Source organism: Algoriphagus sp. (genome assembly GCF_039969895.1).
Taxonomy (GTDB): Bacteria; Bacteroidota; Bacteroidia; order Cytophagales; family Cyclobacteriaceae; genus Algoriphagus.
In genome coordinates, this window is record NZ_JBDVMZ010000012.1 from 1,150,442 (window position 1) to 1,167,008 (window position 16,567).

The 16,567-nt window shown below is 41.2% G+C and carries 13 protein-coding genes; 7 read left to right on the forward strand and 6 right to left on the reverse strand.

Annotation, left to right across the window (positions count from 1 at the left end):
- Positions 1 to 103: 103 nt before the first annotated feature.
- Positions 104 to 847 carry a LytTR family DNA-binding domain-containing protein gene (locus tag ABJH64_RS11170; protein ID WP_348276851.1) on the reverse strand — a complete coding sequence of 248 codons (744 nt, stop codon included), beginning with the start codon at positions 845 to 847 and terminating at the stop codon, positions 104 to 106.
- Positions 848 to 958: 111 nt separating this feature from the next.
- Entirely contained in the window at positions 959 to 2,032 is a 1,074-nt protein-coding gene (locus ABJH64_RS11175; protein ID WP_348276852.1) for a histidine kinase, read from the reverse strand.
- Between the two features lie 336 nt (positions 2,033 to 2,368).
- On the opposite strand from ABJH64_RS11175, the gene ABJH64_RS11180 reads away from it, so the two are divergent.
- Complete coding sequence (locus ABJH64_RS11180; RefSeq protein WP_348276854.1) at positions 2,369 to 4,882, forward strand: outer membrane beta-barrel family protein; 2,514 nt, start codon at positions 2,369 to 2,371, stop codon at positions 4,880 to 4,882.
- Between the two features lie 298 nt (positions 4,883 to 5,180).
- Here the strand turns inward: ABJH64_RS11180 and ABJH64_RS11185 are convergent, their stop codons facing one another.
- Both ABJH64_RS11185 and ABJH64_RS11190 read right to left on the reverse strand, forming a co-directional pair.
- Positions 5,181 to 6,161, reverse strand: a complete 981-nt coding sequence (locus ABJH64_RS11185) for a pyruvate dehydrogenase complex E1 component subunit beta (RefSeq protein WP_348276855.1) — start codon at positions 6,159 to 6,161, stop codon at positions 5,181 to 5,183.
- Between the two features lie 250 nt (positions 6,162 to 6,411).
- Entirely contained in the window at positions 6,412 to 6,810 is a 399-nt protein-coding gene (locus ABJH64_RS11190; protein WP_348276856.1) for a rhodanese-like domain-containing protein, read from the reverse strand.
- A gap of 69 nt (positions 6,811 to 6,879) precedes the next feature.
- Between ABJH64_RS11190 and ABJH64_RS11195 the strand changes: the two genes are divergently transcribed.
- The gene (locus ABJH64_RS11195) at positions 6,880 to 7,389 is read left to right on the forward strand and encodes a metallophosphoesterase family protein (protein ID WP_348276857.1); all 510 of its coding nucleotides are present in this window, start codon (positions 6,880 to 6,882) and stop codon (positions 7,387 to 7,389) included.
- A gap of 236 nt (positions 7,390 to 7,625) precedes the next feature.
- On the opposite strand, the gene ABJH64_RS11200 is transcribed toward ABJH64_RS11195, so the two are convergent.
- Positions 7,626 to 7,769, reverse strand: a complete 144-nt coding sequence (locus tag ABJH64_RS11200) for a hypothetical protein (RefSeq protein WP_348276858.1) — start codon at positions 7,767 to 7,769, stop codon at positions 7,626 to 7,628.
- A 166-nt stretch (positions 7,770 to 7,935) separates the two neighbouring features.
- On the opposite strand from ABJH64_RS11200, the gene hisS reads away from it, so the two are divergent.
- From hisS to ABJH64_RS11215, 3 genes are read left to right on the forward strand one after another with little or no spacing between them, the layout of a single operon-like run.
- Positions 7,936 to 9,300, forward strand: a complete 1,365-nt coding sequence (gene hisS, locus ABJH64_RS11205) for a histidine--tRNA ligase (RefSeq protein ID WP_348276859.1) — start codon at positions 7,936 to 7,938, stop codon at positions 9,298 to 9,300.
- A 43-nt stretch (positions 9,301 to 9,343) separates the two neighbouring features.
- On the forward strand, positions 9,344 to 9,679 hold the full coding sequence (locus ABJH64_RS11210) for a YbaB/EbfC family nucleoid-associated protein (RefSeq protein WP_348276875.1): 336 nt from the start codon (positions 9,344 to 9,346) through the stop codon (positions 9,677 to 9,679).
- Positions 9,676 to 10,683, forward strand: coding sequence for a glycosyltransferase family 2 protein (locus ABJH64_RS11215; RefSeq protein WP_348276860.1), 1,008 nt, complete (start codon positions 9,676 to 9,678; stop codon positions 10,681 to 10,683). Before ABJH64_RS11210 ends, ABJH64_RS11215 begins: the two co-directional genes overlap by 4 nt.
- Here the strand turns inward: ABJH64_RS11215 and ABJH64_RS11220 are convergent.
- Positions 10,680 to 10,898, reverse strand: coding sequence for a PspC domain-containing protein (locus tag ABJH64_RS11220; protein ID WP_091695064.1), 219 nt, complete (start codon positions 10,896 to 10,898; stop codon positions 10,680 to 10,682). The two genes, ABJH64_RS11215 and ABJH64_RS11220, sit on opposite strands and share 4 nt — an antisense overlap.
- A gap of 94 nt (positions 10,899 to 10,992) precedes the next feature.
- Here ABJH64_RS11220 and ABJH64_RS11225 point away from each other — a divergent pair, with 94 nt between their 5' ends.
- Together ABJH64_RS11225 and ABJH64_RS11230 are read left to right on the forward strand one after the other, a co-directional pair.
- Positions 10,993 to 12,762 carry a hypothetical protein gene (locus tag ABJH64_RS11225; RefSeq protein ID WP_348337676.1) on the forward strand — a complete coding sequence of 590 codons (1,770 nt, stop codon included), beginning with the start codon at positions 10,993 to 10,995 and terminating at the stop codon, positions 12,760 to 12,762.
- A gap of 476 nt (positions 12,763 to 13,238) precedes the next feature.
- Positions 13,239 to 16,526: a TonB-dependent receptor gene (locus ABJH64_RS11230; protein ID WP_348276862.1), complete on the forward strand. Its 3,288-nt coding sequence runs from the start codon at positions 13,239 to 13,241 to the stop codon at positions 16,524 to 16,526.
- Positions 16,527 to 16,567 lie beyond the last annotated feature (41 nt).

Here is a 16,567-nt window from a genome sequence, read left to right on the forward strand (position 1 = left end):
CAGGGGTAATATGTACCCTCGAGTTATGAACACAGGTAAATTTTGCCTGAAATTACTCCCGTACTTTAAAAAAATTAGTTAGCTGAAAATCGCGAAAGCCTGTTCAATTCATCCAGCGACTCATGAATTCTAAAAACCCTTCCTTATAGTTATCACTAACGCTGATGTGATTTTGACCGATTTGAATGACGTTTTTAGAAACAGAATCGATGTGATCAAGTGCGACGATATAGGAACGATGCACTCGCATGAACTTTTCTGCAGGGAGTAATTCCTCCATGCTTTTCAAGCTTGTGAGAGAAAGCAGTGGATTAGGCTTGGAAAGTAAATGTACTTTCACGTAGTCCTTGTAAGCTTCCACATACGCAATGTCCTTTAGATTAACTTTGACGAGTTGATATTCTACTTTGAGGAATATATATTCTGGAGCAGCACTGTCAGTAGCTATTGATTCGGGTTTTGGTTGAGCGAGTCTCTCGAAGTAGGAATAGGCCTTGGTAGCCGCATTCAAAAAGTCTTCGTAGCTATATGGCTTTAATAAATAATCTAATGCGTCCACTTTATAGCCTTCTATTGCAAATTGGTGATAGGCTGTCGCAAAAATAATCCGGGTTTTATCGGCGTTTTTTTTGCCGTCCAGTACTCTTGCTAGCTCCATGCCCGATAGATCAGGCATTTGAATGTCCATAAATGCGAGCTGCACCTCGTTTTGATTGATGAATCCCAATGCTTCTATGGCATTGGAAAATTTCCCAATTAAATTCAGAAAAGACGTTTGCTCGATGAACTTGCTGAGTAACTCTAGTCCAAGAGGTTCATCGTCAATGGCTACGCAGTTAAGTTTCATCAGGCAATAATTAGTGTATAATTGTCAGGAAGGCTACCTTCATTTTTCTTCAGGATAGTCTCGCTTCGGAAATAACAATCCCAGTGTGTGTCGAATTCGAGAGGCTGAGTTTTATTCCAGATTGATCGTAAGGTTTACCCAATACTCCTGTTTGTCTTCGTCTTTTCCAAATTTCAATCTATGCTTATCCGGATAGAGGAGACTCAATCTTCGCTGGGTATTAACCATGCCGATACCGTTTTCTTTGGCTTCGGGACTTTCCGAATGTACTGGGAAAATATGATTTCTTGTTTCAAAAAATACAGTACTCCCCATTACTTCCAATTTGACCATGATTTCGCTGGCTTGCTGGCTGCTCACGCCATGTTTGAAGGAATTTTCCAAAAATGGAAGCAAAAGCATCGGAGCGATAAGCAGATCATCTTTGGGGTCGTCCACCGAGATATTGAGTGTAACTTTCTCTGTCAACCTCATCTTCATCAATTCTATATAATCATTGATGAAACTTACTTCTCGACTCAGCAAAGTTTCATTTTTCTGGTTTTCATATAACACGTAGCGCATCATTCTCGATAGCTTCAAAAGTGCTTCCTGAGCCTTTTTTACATCAAGATTGGTAAGTGCATAGATATTATTGAGTGTGTTGAAAAAGAAGTGAGGGTTGATCTGGGCTTTGAGATAAGAAAGTTCGGTGTTGATTCGCTGTTGGTCCAGCTCTCGTCTGAGTAGTTCATCCTTTTGCCACTTCTGCACCGAAGCCACAGAGGTACTGATCCCTATAGTCAGTAAATAAATCATTCCATTAAAAATATCTCCGGAAAGTCTCCTCCCTTTGTTGACATAGGGTTTGTCTGGGTTAAATGCCTTATGCATCAGTTCAGGTAGATTCAGGAAGTTTTCTATGTAAATAAATAAGCCTACGAAAAGTACACCGCCGAGAATGACAGAGATGAGGTAGATGGTGTAATTACCTCTCAATAAGACCTTTGGCACGAACCTGAGCATATTGACGTAGAAGAGAGTAATTAGCGATATGGCCATTAGTACTTGCCTAAACCAAAATTCTACCGGAATATCCACTCGCCAAGAAAGAGGGGAGAGGAGGAGGAGCACGGTGCAGAGCATCGCCCAACCCAATACGTGAACAAGAATTGAGACTTTGCTTTTAGGACTTAGGTTGATCATAAATCTGATTTTCAGTATCCAAACTAACGTATTCCACTCCTTTATATAAAATACAATCTACGAATTCGGCGATTGTGACTGCCAACGGTTCATCTGAGTAGATAAGCCCATTCGCAGATAAAATGATAGTCTTTGTCTGGTTAATCGCAGGGTTTGTCGATGAATCTGCCCTAGCCGTCTATTACGCAAAATACTCCGAAACAAACCCTGTTGTTTTGGGGTATCAACAAGCACGAGGCCCAACAATTGAAAACAACTGGGGTACAGGAAGGGGCTTCCACCTATTATAAGTCAGCTTCCTAATTTCCAGATCATCTGAGCAATTATCTACTACAAATGAAAAAATTACTAAACATCATCGCACTTTTTTTCCTAATAAGCTCTAGCACTGTTATAGCTCAGCAGACTCCAGGGAAAGAGACTACTCCTTCCAAAATCATAGGAGTAGCCAAAGATGCAAAAACGGGTGAGCCGGTGGCTTACGCTACCGCCGCTTTATATGCTGCAGGAGGTGATACAAATGTCGCTGGTGCTGTGGCTGACGGAGATGGAAAATTTTTTATCACTGGAATGGATCCTGGAACTTACGATTTGAAGATTAGCTTTTTGGGTTTTGAAACCAAAACGATAAGTGGGATTCAGGTCGTTGCGAAGACCGGTGATGTAAATATTGGTGAAATCGAAATGACCGACGAAGGATTGGCACTTGAAGAAGTGACGGTACAAGGTCAGCGTGAATTAATAGAGGAGCGAGTGGATCGCACGATCTACAAAGCTGAAAATGATAAAACCACAGCCGGTGGCGATGGAACAGACGTGCTGAGAAGAGTGCCGATGCTTTCTGTTGATTTGGATGGAAATGTATCCATGAGAGGGTCTAGCAATATTACAGTTTTGATTGATGGTAGGCCTTCGGCTATTGCCGCAAGTAGCATTACAGATGCATTGAAGCAAATTCCTGCGGATGAGATCAAAGAGGTAGAAGTAATCACTTCTCCTTCTGCCAAATACGATGCTGAGGGTACTTCAGGCGTAATTAATATTGTGACCAAAAAGAATAACCTTCAAGGAATGTCTGCCAACATCAGAACAGGCACGGGCATGAGGGGGTCGGATTTTGGTCTAAACGCAAGTGCGAGAAAAGGTAAATTTGGCTTTACACTAGGAGGATATGGAAGAGCGGGGTACAATACCCCAGGTAGTTTTGAGAATACTCAAGTAGTAACCAACCCAGATAACACTACCTCTACGATCATCCAATCGGCAGATTCCGATAGAGAGTTTCTTTTTGGAAGGTATAATTTCGGAGCTGATTATGAAATTGATAAGTACAACTTCCTGACTGCTGCGGTGAACTTTGGAATTAGAAATTCAAAAAATTACCAAGATGATTTCCTAACGCAGAATTTTGTTAACGGTGATCTGGTAAGAAATACCTTGAGAGAAACAGACACGAAGGACAATTCCAATTCAGTGGACGTTAGCTTAAACTACACAAAAACGTTTGAGGAGAAGGGTAAAGAAGTTTCAGTATTGACTCTCTATAGCAGAAATAACCAAGAGAACGCTTTTATAAATACACTTTTCTCCGAGGATATGTCAACAATCGACTCTCGATTGAAAAATGACAACCCAAGCAAAAATGAAGAATTTACCATACAGCTGGATTTGGTAGAGCCAATGGGAAAAGATGGACAATCGATTCTAGAGTATGGAGCTAAGAATATTTATAGAAAAGCATTTTCCGATTTCGCTTATTTCCAAGCGGATGGAGCGGATGGTGAATTCGTAGAGAATACTAATCCTTCGTTGAGCAATGCATTTAGCTACGATCAGAACGTGACTGCAGGCTATGTGTCTTACACTACTACGCTGTTCAAAAACTATACGATCAAACCAGGACTTAGATATGAGTACACTACGATCAATGCTGATTTCAAAACTGAAACTACTACAACTGACATTCCTTCCTACGGAACATTTGTACCTAGCTTGAACCTGAGCAGAAAGCTTGCAAATGGAAATATGATCAAAGCGTCTTATAACAGAAGAATTTCACGTCCATCTCTAAGGTTTTTAAACCCTAATATTGACTCATCTAACCCTCTTCAGATTTCTCAGGGTAATCCAGAGTTGGATCCAGAGTTCACGGATAACTATGAGGTGGGCTATAGCACTTTTTTCAAAGGCACTATGGTGAGCTTCAGTGGTTTCTTTAGAAACACTACAGGATCTATCCAGTCTGTGAGGACTGTTCAAGATGATGGAGTAATCTACACCGGCTATGATAATATTGGCCATGAGAGAGCATTTGGTACTAACATTTTCACCAATATCAGTATCAACAATAAGTTCTCCTTGAACGGAAGCGTGGATGCCTACTATGCCTTTTTGGACAATGGTCTAACGGACCCACTTTATGCAGCATCCAATGATGGGTTTGTGATCAGCGGACGTCTATTTGGTAACTACACGCTACCTAAAGATTGGCAGATCCAAGCCTTTACTTTCGCACGAGGTAGAAGTGTACAATTGCAGGGTTCTGCTGGTGGATTTGCTGCCTACGGACTGGGAATTAACAAGCAATTTGATGAGAAAAGAGGAAGCATAGGCTTCGGAGCAGACAACTTCCTGATGAAAGAGTTCAGGATGAAAAATGAAATCATCACACCAACGATTGTTCAGAATAGCACGAACATCATGCAAAACATGAATTTTAAAATCAATTTCAGCTATAGAATCGGTAAGCTAAGCGTGGATCAAAACAAAAGAAAAAAGAGATCTGTTTCTAACGATGACTTGAAAGGTGGAGGCGAAGGCGGTGGAGCTGAAATGACTCAAAATAAATAAGTGAAGAAAGTAAAATAGTAGATTGGGTTACAAGAGAAAAACCCGTCCTCGTTTGAGGGCGGGCTTTTTTTATGGATTTTTACTTACTAAGGATACGCAGAATGAAGGCGAGGGCACGTAGGTGCTGCATTTTATTTTTCGTTTTGCCTAGTTAGACTGAGCGAAGTCTAAGATCACTTATTTTAGCTCCATGATGGAATTTAATGCATCAGAACTAAGGCAATTTTTACAACCTATTTCAACCAAAAAGCCTGATTCCTTTGCTGAAATCAGGCTTTTGTATGTGTTTTCGAAGTTTTTAGTCTTTATAGCAAACCTTCTTTATGGCGTCTATTGTGCGTTTTACATTTGGCAAAGTAGCCTCAATGTAAGTAGGTGAGTAGCTCAAAGGAATGTCCATAGAATTCACTCGGATCACTGGAGCGTCTAGGTAATCGAATGCATAGCGCTGGAAGTGATACGTCAATTCTGAAGAAATACCGGCGATTGGATTAGCTTCTTCTACGATCACTACTCGGTTGGTTTTCTTCACTGACTCTAGACAGGTAGCATAATCAATAGGTCTCACTGTACGAAGATCTATGACCTCAGCTTCAATACCTTCTTTGGCCATTTCTTCTGCTGCTTCCAAGGCTACTTTCATCATTTTACCGAAGGAAATCACAGTGACATCTTTGCCTTTTCTCTTCACATCTGCTACGCCGATAGGAAGTAAATATTCACCCTCAGGTACCTCACCTTTGTCAGAATACATAACTTCTGACTCCATGAAGATTACTGGATCTGGATCACGGATAGCAGCTTTCATCAAGCCTTTTGCATCATAAGGATTAGAAGGAACGATCACTTTCAGACCTGGTGTATTGGCAAACCAATTTTCAAAGTTGGAGGAGTGAGTAGCTCCCAATTGTCCTGCATTTCCTGTAGGTCCTCTGAAAACAACCGGTACGCTGTATGCTCCGCCAGACATGGCTAGCATCTTAGCTGCGGAATTGATAATCTGATCTATAGCAACCAGAGAGAAGTTGAACGTCATGAATTCGACAATTGGCTTCAGTCCATTCATCGCGGCACCTACGGCTAGGCCTGAAAATCCAAGCTCTGCGATAGGAGTATCATATACACGATCCGGACCAAACTCATCCAGCATTCCTTGGGAAACTTTGTAAGCTCCATTGTATTCAGCAACTTCCTCGCCCATCAAAAAAACGTCTTTATCACGTCTCATTTCTTCAGACATTGCCTCTCTTAGGGCTTCTCGAAACTGTATTTCTCTCATTTGATTATGACAAAATTTTGGCTCGTAAAAATAGAAAGGAATTGGCCAAAACCAAAAATTAAGGCTGTTTTATCCCTAATAGATTAGCTGCATTACCTCGTTTATTGATTTGATTTTGTGCGGATCTGCTAATAAATCAACTTTCATCAGAATTCAGACCAGAAGAAGGCTTTCCATTTCGTGGGATTTGAATAGGAGGCTCGCTCAATATTTCCAGAGCTTTGTTTGGTACTAGGTCTGACTTCAGCAATTATTTTTCTATTGGTTTTCCCTCTTTAATCCAGGAATCTAAGCCTCCTTCTAGGGCATATACATGAGTGAAACCTGCCTCTTTCATAAGCTTAGCTGCATTATCAGATCTCGCTCCAACTTTGCAATAAACCAAGTAGGTTCTTTTTTTATCTAGTTTGGCCAACTCATTTTTGAAGTTATTAGTGTTGTAATCAAGGTTGATGGCGCCGGCTAGATGTCCTTCTGCGACTTCCTCAGGAGTACGCACGTCCAGCACTCGTACTGCGCCTTTGTTTTTCATGAGTCCTTCAAAATCTGCTGCACTAATATTTTTGACAGGTGATGTTTGGGCCTCAGCCAGATCGATATTGAATACCAGGATAGCTAGTGTCAGGAATAAAATCTTTTGAAGTTTCATGGTTGTTCAGTTTGATGAGAAAATTTGCGACTCGATATTGAAGTGGAAAATAAGCAAGATTAAGTTCAAATGCCTACAAAGATCGCTCTCATCTCTGATTCACACAGTAACATAGATCACAAAACACTCTCCTATCTTGATGATGTGGATGAGATATGGCATGCGGGAGATATTGGCAGTTTTGATGTGATGGATGCATTGCCGAAAGGGAAGCCTGTGCGGGCTGTTTTTGGGAATATAGACGATAAGACTATGCAGCAAACTTATCCTGAATGGCAGGAATTCGCCCTAGAAGGAGTAAAGGTGCTGATGACGCATATTGGTGGCAAGCCGCCTCGCTACGCCAAAGGAATAAAAGCTAAAATAAAGGAGTCAGCCCCCAATCTTTTCATCTGTGGTCACTCGCATATCTGCAAAGTGGAATTTGACAAGTCTGTGAATTGCCTTTACATGAACCCAGGAGCAATAGGGCAGCATGGTTTTCATGTGATGCGAACGATGCTGCTTTTTGATTTGGAAGCAGGGCAAATAAAAAATCTCCGGGTAGTGGAGCTAGGGAAGAGGGGGAAGGTTTTGTAAGTGGGATAAATCGTAAGATGCGAAAAGTGACAGGTGAAAAGTGTAAGTGGTAAGATGTGAAAAGTAAGAGTCAGTTCAGTTTTCAGTCACGGTTTATGTATTGAATATCCTTCAGACAGAGCAAAGTGACTAATCAATTGCGTTCTCCGTGTAAAACTCTGTGTCCACTGCGTTTAAAAAAAGCACAAAAAAAGGCGGTCATTTGACCGCCTTCCCTGTTTTTGCAGAAATAAATATTATTTCGCGAAAGACTTCTTAAGCTCTTCAACGTCCACATTTTTGATTACAGGCTGAGCAGACAATTGCTTGATCTTAATCACACGCGTGGTTTGAGATTGTCTTTTTCTTTTAAGTTTTCTCTTCAGTGTAGTAACTGCCATGGTCGTATATTTTTAATAGTATTGTTTCGAAACGAGTCGCAAAAGTAAACAAACATTTCTTTCCTGCCTAAAATATTTTTGGATTTAATTATTCGACTTTCTCTATATCAGGGAGCGTTTCCTTTTTTTTGAATAAATTTGGCAGCTAATCACCAACAAATATTCCATGCAAAAGCCAAGTCTGCCAAAGGGAACCCGGGATTTTGGAACCGTCCAGATGGCCAGAAGAAATTATATTTTAGATACTATTAAAGGCACTTTTCAACTTTTCGGCTACAATCAAATCGAAACTCCTGCGATGGAGAATCTCAGCACTCTGACTGGGAAATATGGAGATGAGGGAGATCAGTTGCTTTTCAAAATCTTGAATAGTGGAGATTACCTGAAAAATGTAACCCAAGAAGATTTGCAGAAAGGAGCTTCTCAGACTTTGACAAAAGTTTCCGAGAAAGGCTTGCGCTATGATCTGACAGTTCCTTTTGCCCGTTTTGTGGTGATGAATAGAAACGAGTTGACTTTTCCTTTCAAACGATTTCAGATTCAGCCCGTTTGGCGAGCAGATCGACCTCAGAAAGGTCGCTATCGTGAGTTTTATCAGTGTGATGCAGATGTGGTCGGGACAGATAGTTTGCTTTGCGAAGCTGAAATCATCCTGATGATACGCTCGGTTTTCGAAAAATTGAAGTTGAATGATTACAGTATCAAACTGAATAATCGCAAAATTCTAACTGGAATCTCTGAGGCAATCGGAGAGGCTGGCAAAGAAGGTCCGCTTTGCGTAGCGATAGACAAGCTCGATAAAATCGGCTGGGAGAAAGTTCAGGAAGAACTGTCAGAGCGAGGTTTTGCAGCTGAATCAATTGAGAAATTGGCACCCCTGGTAAAGTTGGACGCAGATCAAGCAGGAAAATTAGTATTTCTGAAAGAATTCTTAGCGACAAGTGATGTGGGATTGCAAGGTGTACGCGAGCTGGAAGAGGTATTTCAGATAGTAGCAGGAATGGGTGAAAACCTTGATTTCGTGGAGTTGGATATTATGCTGGCACGCGGACTATCGTATTATACAGGTGCGATTTTCGAAGTGAAAGTGAACCATGTGTCGATAGGTTCCGTCAGTGGAGGTGGTCGATATGATAATTTGACGGAAAACTTCGGGCTTAAGGAAAAGATGTCTGGGGTAGGATTTAGCTTTGGTGTGGATCGCTTGTACGACGTGCTGGAAGAGCTGGAGTTGTTTCCAGAAGATAGTTTGCAGAGTACGAAGATCCTCCTTACGCATTTTGACCAAAAAGCATTTATATATGCGTTAGGTTTATTGAAGAAATTCAGAGCTGCAGGAATCAAAGCTGAGCTTTATCCTGATGTGACGAAAATGAAAAAACAGCTGGATTTCGCTTCCAAAAAGGCAATTCCTTTCGTGGGGATTTGCGGAGATGCGGAGATCGAAGCTAATGTGATAGCCTTGAAAAATCTGGACACTGGCGAGCAGCAATCTGTAAGTCTGGGCGACGCTATCGCACGATTAAAATAAAATGTATCCCGCGGATTGTGGGGAGACCTTAAATAGAAAAAATATGTTTGATATCATGGGCATGATGGGCAAAGTGAAAGAAGCCCAAGCTAAAATAAAAGAAACTCAGGCAAAGCTAGTGCATCTCACTGCCACTGGTGAAGCTGGGGCAGGTATGGTGAAAGTCTTGGTGAATGGTGACAGAAAAGTGGTCAGTATTGATTTCGATGACTCGTTGCTTTCTCCAAAAGACAAGGAAATGTTGAGTGACCTGATCGTTGCTGCGACTAATATTGCCATGACGGCAATTGAAGTGAAAATCAAAGCGGAGATGAAAGCTGCTACAGAAGGCATGATGCCAAATATTCCGGGAATGGATCTAGGCAGTATGTTTGGATGAGAAGTTGTGCCATCGTCATACTAAATTACAATGGGGAAGAAATGTTGAAGACATTTCTTCCTTCTGTTTGTGCACATAGTAGATATGATGTTTGGGTAATAGACAATGCCAGTACCGATCGTTCGATTGCGTTTTTGACAAAAAACTATCCGCAGGTTCAGCAAATCAATCTGTCAGAAAATCATGGCTATGCTGGTGGATACAACGTTGGGTTAGCTAAGATACAAGGCCAATACAACTATTATATCCTGCTGAATTCTGATGTGGAGGTGACAGCGAGTTGGGATTCGATTCTGATTGAGTGGATGGAAATACACCCCGCATATTCCGCGCTACAACCAAAGATTTTGTCATGGAAAGAAAAAGACACCTTCGATTATGCTGGAGCGGGAGGGGGATTCCTAGATGCTTACGGATATCCGTATTGTCGCGGAAGGATTTGGGACAGTATAGAAAAAGACAGCGGCACCTATAATGATACCATCGATGTGGACTGGGCTTCAGGTGCGTGCATGGTAGTAAGTGCTGCGGTATTTCACCAGTTAGGTGGGTTTGATTCCGCTTTTTTTGCCCATATGGAAGAGATTGATCTTTGTTGGCGAATGCGTCGATCTGGGTGGAAAATAGGGTACGTCGGTTCGTCAACTGTCTATCATCTCGGTGGAGCTACCTTGGATAGAGCTAGTCCAAGGAAACTGTATCTCAATATTCGGAATAGCCTTCACATGATTTACAAAAATGAATCTCCCTACAGATTTTCAAGGATTTTTGCCGTCAAATTCATTTTGGAACAGTTGGCAGCTTTAAGTTTTGCTAGTCAGGGGAAGAAGGAGTTTTCGAAGGCCGTGAAAGATGGTTATCGAGATTTTAAATCGAATAAAAACTCCATTGAGAAATTCCAACCAAAATCTGAAGGAAGGAAAGAAGTAAGAAGAAGTGGGAAGGTTAACCTTATCTTTTGGAAATGGAAGGTGCAGGGTATAAAGAGCTTTGAGAAGCTTTAATCAAAAAGGACAGGATTGTTCTTTTTTCTAAAAAACTTTCTAATCTTCATGGTCATAGCCATGCTTACATAAAGAATAACAGGCGAACCCATGGTGACGAAGGACGCATATATAAAGAATAAGCGAATGCTGTCAATCGGGAAATTGAGTTTTTCACCCAATCTTGAGCAAACTCCAAAAGCCCTTTCCTCAAAAAATATTTTCAGCTTTTCCATGGTGTTAGGTGTGTTCGTTGCGGTAAATTTAGAAAAAAGTCTTGTGAATTAATAAATAAGAATGTTGTACCAATTGTTTAAAGGAAAATCAATCTTGCTTTTACTCCTAGTATTGCCTCTTCTAGGCAGTTCAATAATGGTGCCCGAAACCGATTTTTTGAAGGATGCAAAAGTCACTCCGGGAAAGCTTGAGTTTCTAAGAGATTCAGTTCGGTTTGAAGTGACAGGCACAATTCCCATCGAGTCGGCTCTTAGTCCGCGTAACCCAGAAATCAAATTGCTATTTAAATCTTCAGAGAACTCTTTGTTTTTTGGGGATATAGAATTGGTCAAGGGGGTAGCTGATTATTCTTATACTAAATCAGTTGTGTTGCCTTATGAACCTTGGATGGAAGGTGCGTTTCTAGAAGTTCAGTTTTTTCAGGGGAAAAAGGCGCAGCCAGTTGCTTTTCAAAAGAAGATACTCGCCAGAGGAGTGATCACTACACCTCTACTAGCTAAAATTGGAAGGGTAAATCCCGATGAGCCTATCCCTCAGGTAGGACTCTTCATTCCTACTGGAGCGATGGACGTGGACCTTTCTAGGTCCAAGGAATTTCTGATTAAATTTGACGCTGGGTCTTCTGCCATAAAAAAGAATACCGCCAATACTCAGGTGATTGCCGACATCAAAGAGTTTTTGACTGAAAACTCATCAGTGGTGTCATTTAGAATCATTGGTACTCAATCTCCTGAAAGTACAGAGGGGCGGAGCAGTAAGCTCGGCATGGATAGAGCAGAGGCTGTGAGGAAGCTGCTCGCGGAATCCAATATTTCAGTCCGAGACAGCCTGCTGGAAATAAAATCACGATGGAACGATTGGTTCGATTTTAGGCTACAGCTTCGAGGCTATGAGAAGATTTCTACCCAACGGAAAGACCAATATTATGCGGTTTTGCTAGATGGATCTGACTATGAGAACCAGTCAAAAGCCTTACGTAAAATCCCCGGCTTCAACCAAGTTGCCAATGATTTATTCCCAGGTCTGAGAGCTGCTAGAATTGAAATAGTAGCTAAGCCACTTCCAGGATTAGATCAAGCGCAAGCCGCTCTGCTGCAGAAGGCGTTAGATGAAAATACCTCAATTTCTGAGCTTGACCTCGCTGATTGGGCTATAGCAGGAGAAGTGACGCCACGACTGGAAGACAAAGCAAGAATCTACAGTAAGATGACTGAGCTCTTTCGGTCTGTGATTCCTTACAATAATTTGGCAGTAGTAAAGATGCGACTCGCACAGCGCACCTTAGATCAAGCTACTAAGGACACCTTATGGCAAGAAGCAAATGCCCTGCTTTATCAAGCATCAAAAATTGATACTGATCCCTATGTGCTTCATAATCAGGGTCAAATTATGGTTCTTCAGGGCGATACCTGGGGAGCATATAAGAAACTTTCTGATGCATCAGTTCTTACGAGAAACCAGGATTTCTTGAAATCCAACGAAAGTTTACGAGGAGCATTGGATATTATGAGAGGAGACTACAAACTTGCGACTCTGCGTTTTGATTACCCGTATTCTGAGGCTAAGGATTTTTTTAATAAGGGGCTTGCATATTTTCTGTCAGGGGATTTAGTAAATGCCAGCTTGTCTTTTGAAGAGTCGGTGATGGCTGGGAGAAATTATGGTTACGGATTTTATGGCCTAGCTATGGTCGCTGCGGAAAGTGCCCAAGTGGAGGTTGCTTTATTACAGTTGGACAAAGCCATTCATGCAAGTGAATTAATTTATCAAAAAGCTTTAGTAGATCCGATTTTTCAAGAAATTCGTGAACAGGAAGGATTTTTTCAGATTTTCAGGACCAGTTCTACCGGAGTCGAAAACTAGTATTATACTCTTTAGGCCTTAATTTTTTGACTTAATTAAAGGGGTAAATTGTACTTTTAAAGGAATTCTGAAAAAATCCCTCTATCGCTTTTATACGAAGGTTATCAGGGAAGACGTGTTGGGTTTAGTGCGGCTAGCCTAATTTTTTCCAAATATTATTTTAGGATTTGAATTTGATAATTGTTTTAGAATCTTTAACATTGAGACATAAATACAATTTTTGTAACCCAAAATATCTGCCTATGACCTATTCTACTTAGAAGAAGTATGCCCTCTCCGTACAGCATCGCTTACAGATGCTCTCAAACCTAAAGGTTTTTCAATTAGCTGGTTTATAAAAAGCCATGGTATAGTCGCAATAGTCCCTCCTAATCTGGAAACAATCTATTGCTATTATTTTGAGTCCTATCGCAATCGTTTGCGATAACCTAATTAAAGACAAGTTTTTGAAATTATTCTTGTTACCCAATCTATCTATGTTTATGAAAAATATTTACAAAAATCTAAGTGCGATTTTATTGCTCTTAGTCCTAACCAGTGCTACTGCCTTTGCGCAGCGAACTGTCACTGGTACTGTACTAGACGAATATGATACTGGCCTTCCCGGTGTATCCGTACTGGTAAAAGGAACGACTACGGGTGTAGCTACCGATATAGACGGGAAGTATTCCCTTACTATACCTAATGATCAAGCGGTTCTTGTATTCTCATTTATAGGATATACTCCTTTGGAGCAACCTGTAGGGAATAGAAGTATAGTAGATGTGAAATTAAGCCCTGACGAAACGACCCTTACAGAGATGGTTGTGACAGGATATACCATTGATAGCAGAAGAGAGACGACAGGTGCAATTGCAACAGTTGACCCGAAAGATTTGACGGTGATACCAACAGGTAACGTAGAGCAGGCTCTTCAGGGTCGTGTATCAGGTGTTACGGTAATTACCAACGGTCAGCCAGGTACTACTTCTATTATTCGTGTACGTGGTTTTGGTTCCTTCGGTGGAAATCAGCCGTTGTATATCGTGGATGGTGTTCCAGTAGGATCTACAGATTTCTTGAACCCAGATGATATCGAATCAACCACGGTATTAAAGGATGCAGCAGCAGCTTCTATCTATGGTGCTAGAGCATCAAATGGTGTAATCATTTATACCACTAAAAGAGGGCGAAGAGGTGATCAGAAATTGAGAGTTGATTATAACGGCATGTTCGGGGTTACTACTCCTGGAGAAGGTCTAGATATGATGAATCCTCAGGATTTCGCTACCTATACTTGGCTAGCTGAGACTAACCAGGCAGCACAAGATGGAAGAGCTCCAAAGTATGAGCATCCACAGTTTGGTACTGGTAACACTCCAGTATTACCTTATTATATTAATGTGGGTGGTGCATCAGGTGTAGCTGGTCCGTTTTCAGAGGCTCAGTTGGCTGCAGAAAGAGAGAAGTATAATGTGGACAGAACAAAAGGTGGAGTTTACCAGGTAGTGAGAGCTGCTACTGGAGAAGGAACGGATTGGTATGATGCACTTACTAGAAATGCACCTTTGAACAGACATTCCATTGGGTTGAATGGCGGATCAGAAACTAGCAGGTTCTTTATAGGACTTGGGTATCAGGATCAGGCAGGTATAGTTTTGAACAATGATTTCAAAAGAATTTCATTTCGTGCAAACTCTGAATTTGACGTAACCAAGAAGTTAAGAATTGGTGAAAACTTCCAAGCGACTTACCGTCAGGTATTAGGTCAGGATGGTGGAACCGGAGGTCAGGGGGTTTCTGTCAATGAAAATGATATTTTGCAAGCATTCCGTATGCCGTCAATTATACCTATTTATGATGAGTTCGGTGGATATGCAGGAACTGCTGCCAAAGGCTTTAACAACCCAAGAAACCCAATAGCTAACCGTGATGGTATAGTAAATAATAGAAACTTTAATGCCAATATTTTTGGTAACGTATATGCTGAATTAGACATTATCGACAATCTGAAATTCAGAACTTCTATCGGTGGGCAATACAATAATTACTACTTCTGGGATTACTCAAGGCTACAGTATGAAAACTCTGAAAACAACTCCGCTTTCGGGTATGGAGAAGGTTCTGGGTTTGTTTTTGGTTGGGTGTTTACCAATACACTTAGCTGGAAAAAGCAATTCGACAAGCATTCATTTGACGTACTTTTAGGTCAAGAAGCATTGAATACTGGTGCAGGAAGAAATATGAGTGCAAGTGGTCAGAACCCTTTTTCCCAGGATCCTGATTTTATCACCATCTCTAATCTACCAGTATCTACTAGACAAGTAAATTCCTCTCAATTTAAAGGTGTGAATTTCGCTTCTTACTTTGGAAGGTTAAACTATACCTACAACGACAAGTATCTTTTCAGTGCTGTAATTAGACGAGATGGATCTTCTGTTTTCGGAGAAAACTCTAGATACGGTGTCTTCCCAGCCTTCTCAGGAGCTTGGAGAATGTCCTCAGAAAGCTTTATGTCTGGAGCAACTTGGATAGATGAATTGAAGATCCGAGGTGGATGGGGACAAATGGGTAATTCTAACCCAGTACCTGCTACTAACCAATACTCTCTTTTTGCCGGTAATGTCGGTGCATCTTCTTACGATGTGAACGGATCAAACTCTTCAGCAGTAATTGGCTTCAGAAGATCAAGTATTGGTAACCCAAATACGCAGTGGGAAACAGCTGAAACCAAGAATGTCGGTTTTGATGGTACCTTCTTCAATGGTAGATTAGATGTGATCTTCGACTTATGGCAGAAAGATACGAAGGACCTCCTTTTCCAACTTCCTATTCCACAGACTGCAGGTAGTAATGCTACTCCTCCGTTTGTAAATATCGGACAAATGAAAAATGCAGGTATAGACCTCTTAGTAGGGATTAAAGGTAACCTTTCTAGTGATTTCACCTATGACTTGACCGTCACAGCATCTACGCTGAACAATGAGATTGTAGCTCTAGCACCAGGTTTGGATATCATTACATCCATCAACCCAAGCTTTAGAGGTATTCAGCCTATCCGAAACCAAGTAGGTCAGTCGCTATCTTCTTTCTTCGGTTATCAAGTAGAAGGCCTTTTCAGTTCTGCTGAAGATGTTGCCAATCATGCTGATCAAGTAGGAGCTGCACCAGGTCGATTCAAGTTTGCTGATATTCAAGGAAGAGATGCCGACGGTAACTTGACTGGCCAACCAGACGGTCAAATCACTCCTGACGATAGGACTTTCATTGGTAGTCCGGTACCTGATTTCACTGGTGGGGTTAACTTCACTGTGGGTTACAAAGGGCTAGACTTGTCAGTTTACCTTTATACTTCACTTGGTAACGAAATTTTCAACCAGTCCAGATGGTTTACAGATTTCTATCAAACATTTGAAGGAGCTGCGATTTCTGAGCGTTTGAAGGATGCCTGGACTCCACAAAATCTTGATGCTAAGATTCCTATTGTAGAGAAAACTGCAAACTTCTCTACGTCTGATGTGGCAAACTCATTCTATGTAGAAAATGGATCTTACCTGAGATTGCAGAACATAACACTAGGTTACTCCTTACCACCTAGCTTGCTAGAGAAGTGGAGATTAGAAAGACTTAGAGTATTTGCAGCTGCAAATAACTTATTCACCATCACAGGATATGAAGGATTAGATCCTGCTGTCGGTGGCAATGCGGATACTACATTCGGGATTGATGTAGGTAACTACCCTGTTACTCGCGGTTATACTTTTGGCGTAAACCTTAGCTTCTAAGTATAGTTTAATAGATAAATCGAGTTATAGACACTATAATT

Excerpts from the sequence above, each read along its gene's own strand:
- ABJH64_RS11170 (WP_348276851.1), bottom strand. The coding sequence starts at position 847 with ATGAAACTTAACTGCGTAGCCATTGACGATGAACCTCTTGGACTAGAG.
- ABJH64_RS11175 (WP_348276852.1), bottom strand. The coding sequence starts at position 2,032 with ATGATCAACCTAAGTCCTAAAAGCAAAGTCTCAATTCTTGTTCACGTA.
- ABJH64_RS11180 (WP_348276854.1), top strand. The coding sequence starts at position 2,369 with ATGAAAAAATTACTAAACATCATCGCACTTTTTTTCCTAATAAGCTCT.
- ABJH64_RS11185 (WP_348276855.1), bottom strand. The coding sequence starts at position 6,161 with ATGAGAGAAATACAGTTTCGAGAAGCCCTAAGAGAGGCAATGTCTGAA.
- ABJH64_RS11190 (WP_348276856.1), bottom strand. The coding sequence starts at position 6,810 with ATGAAACTTCAAAAGATTTTATTCCTGACACTAGCTATCCTGGTATTC.
- ABJH64_RS11195 (WP_348276857.1), top strand. The coding sequence starts at position 6,880 with ATGCCTACAAAGATCGCTCTCATCTCTGATTCACACAGTAACATAGAT.
- ABJH64_RS11200 (WP_348276858.1), bottom strand. The coding sequence starts at position 7,769 with ATGGCAGTTACTACACTGAAGAGAAAACTTAAAAGAAAAAGACAATCT.
- hisS (WP_348276859.1), top strand. The coding sequence starts at position 7,936 with ATGCAAAAGCCAAGTCTGCCAAAGGGAACCCGGGATTTTGGAACCGTC.
- ABJH64_RS11210 (WP_348276875.1), top strand. The coding sequence starts at position 9,344 with ATGTTTGATATCATGGGCATGATGGGCAAAGTGAAAGAAGCCCAAGCT.
- ABJH64_RS11215 (WP_348276860.1), top strand. The coding sequence starts at position 9,676 with ATGAGAAGTTGTGCCATCGTCATACTAAATTACAATGGGGAAGAAATG.
- ABJH64_RS11220 (WP_091695064.1), bottom strand. The coding sequence starts at position 10,898 with ATGGAAAAGCTGAAAATATTTTTTGAGGAAAGGGCTTTTGGAGTTTGC.
- ABJH64_RS11230 (WP_348276862.1), top strand. The coding sequence starts at position 13,239 with ATGTTTATGAAAAATATTTACAAAAATCTAAGTGCGATTTTATTGCTC.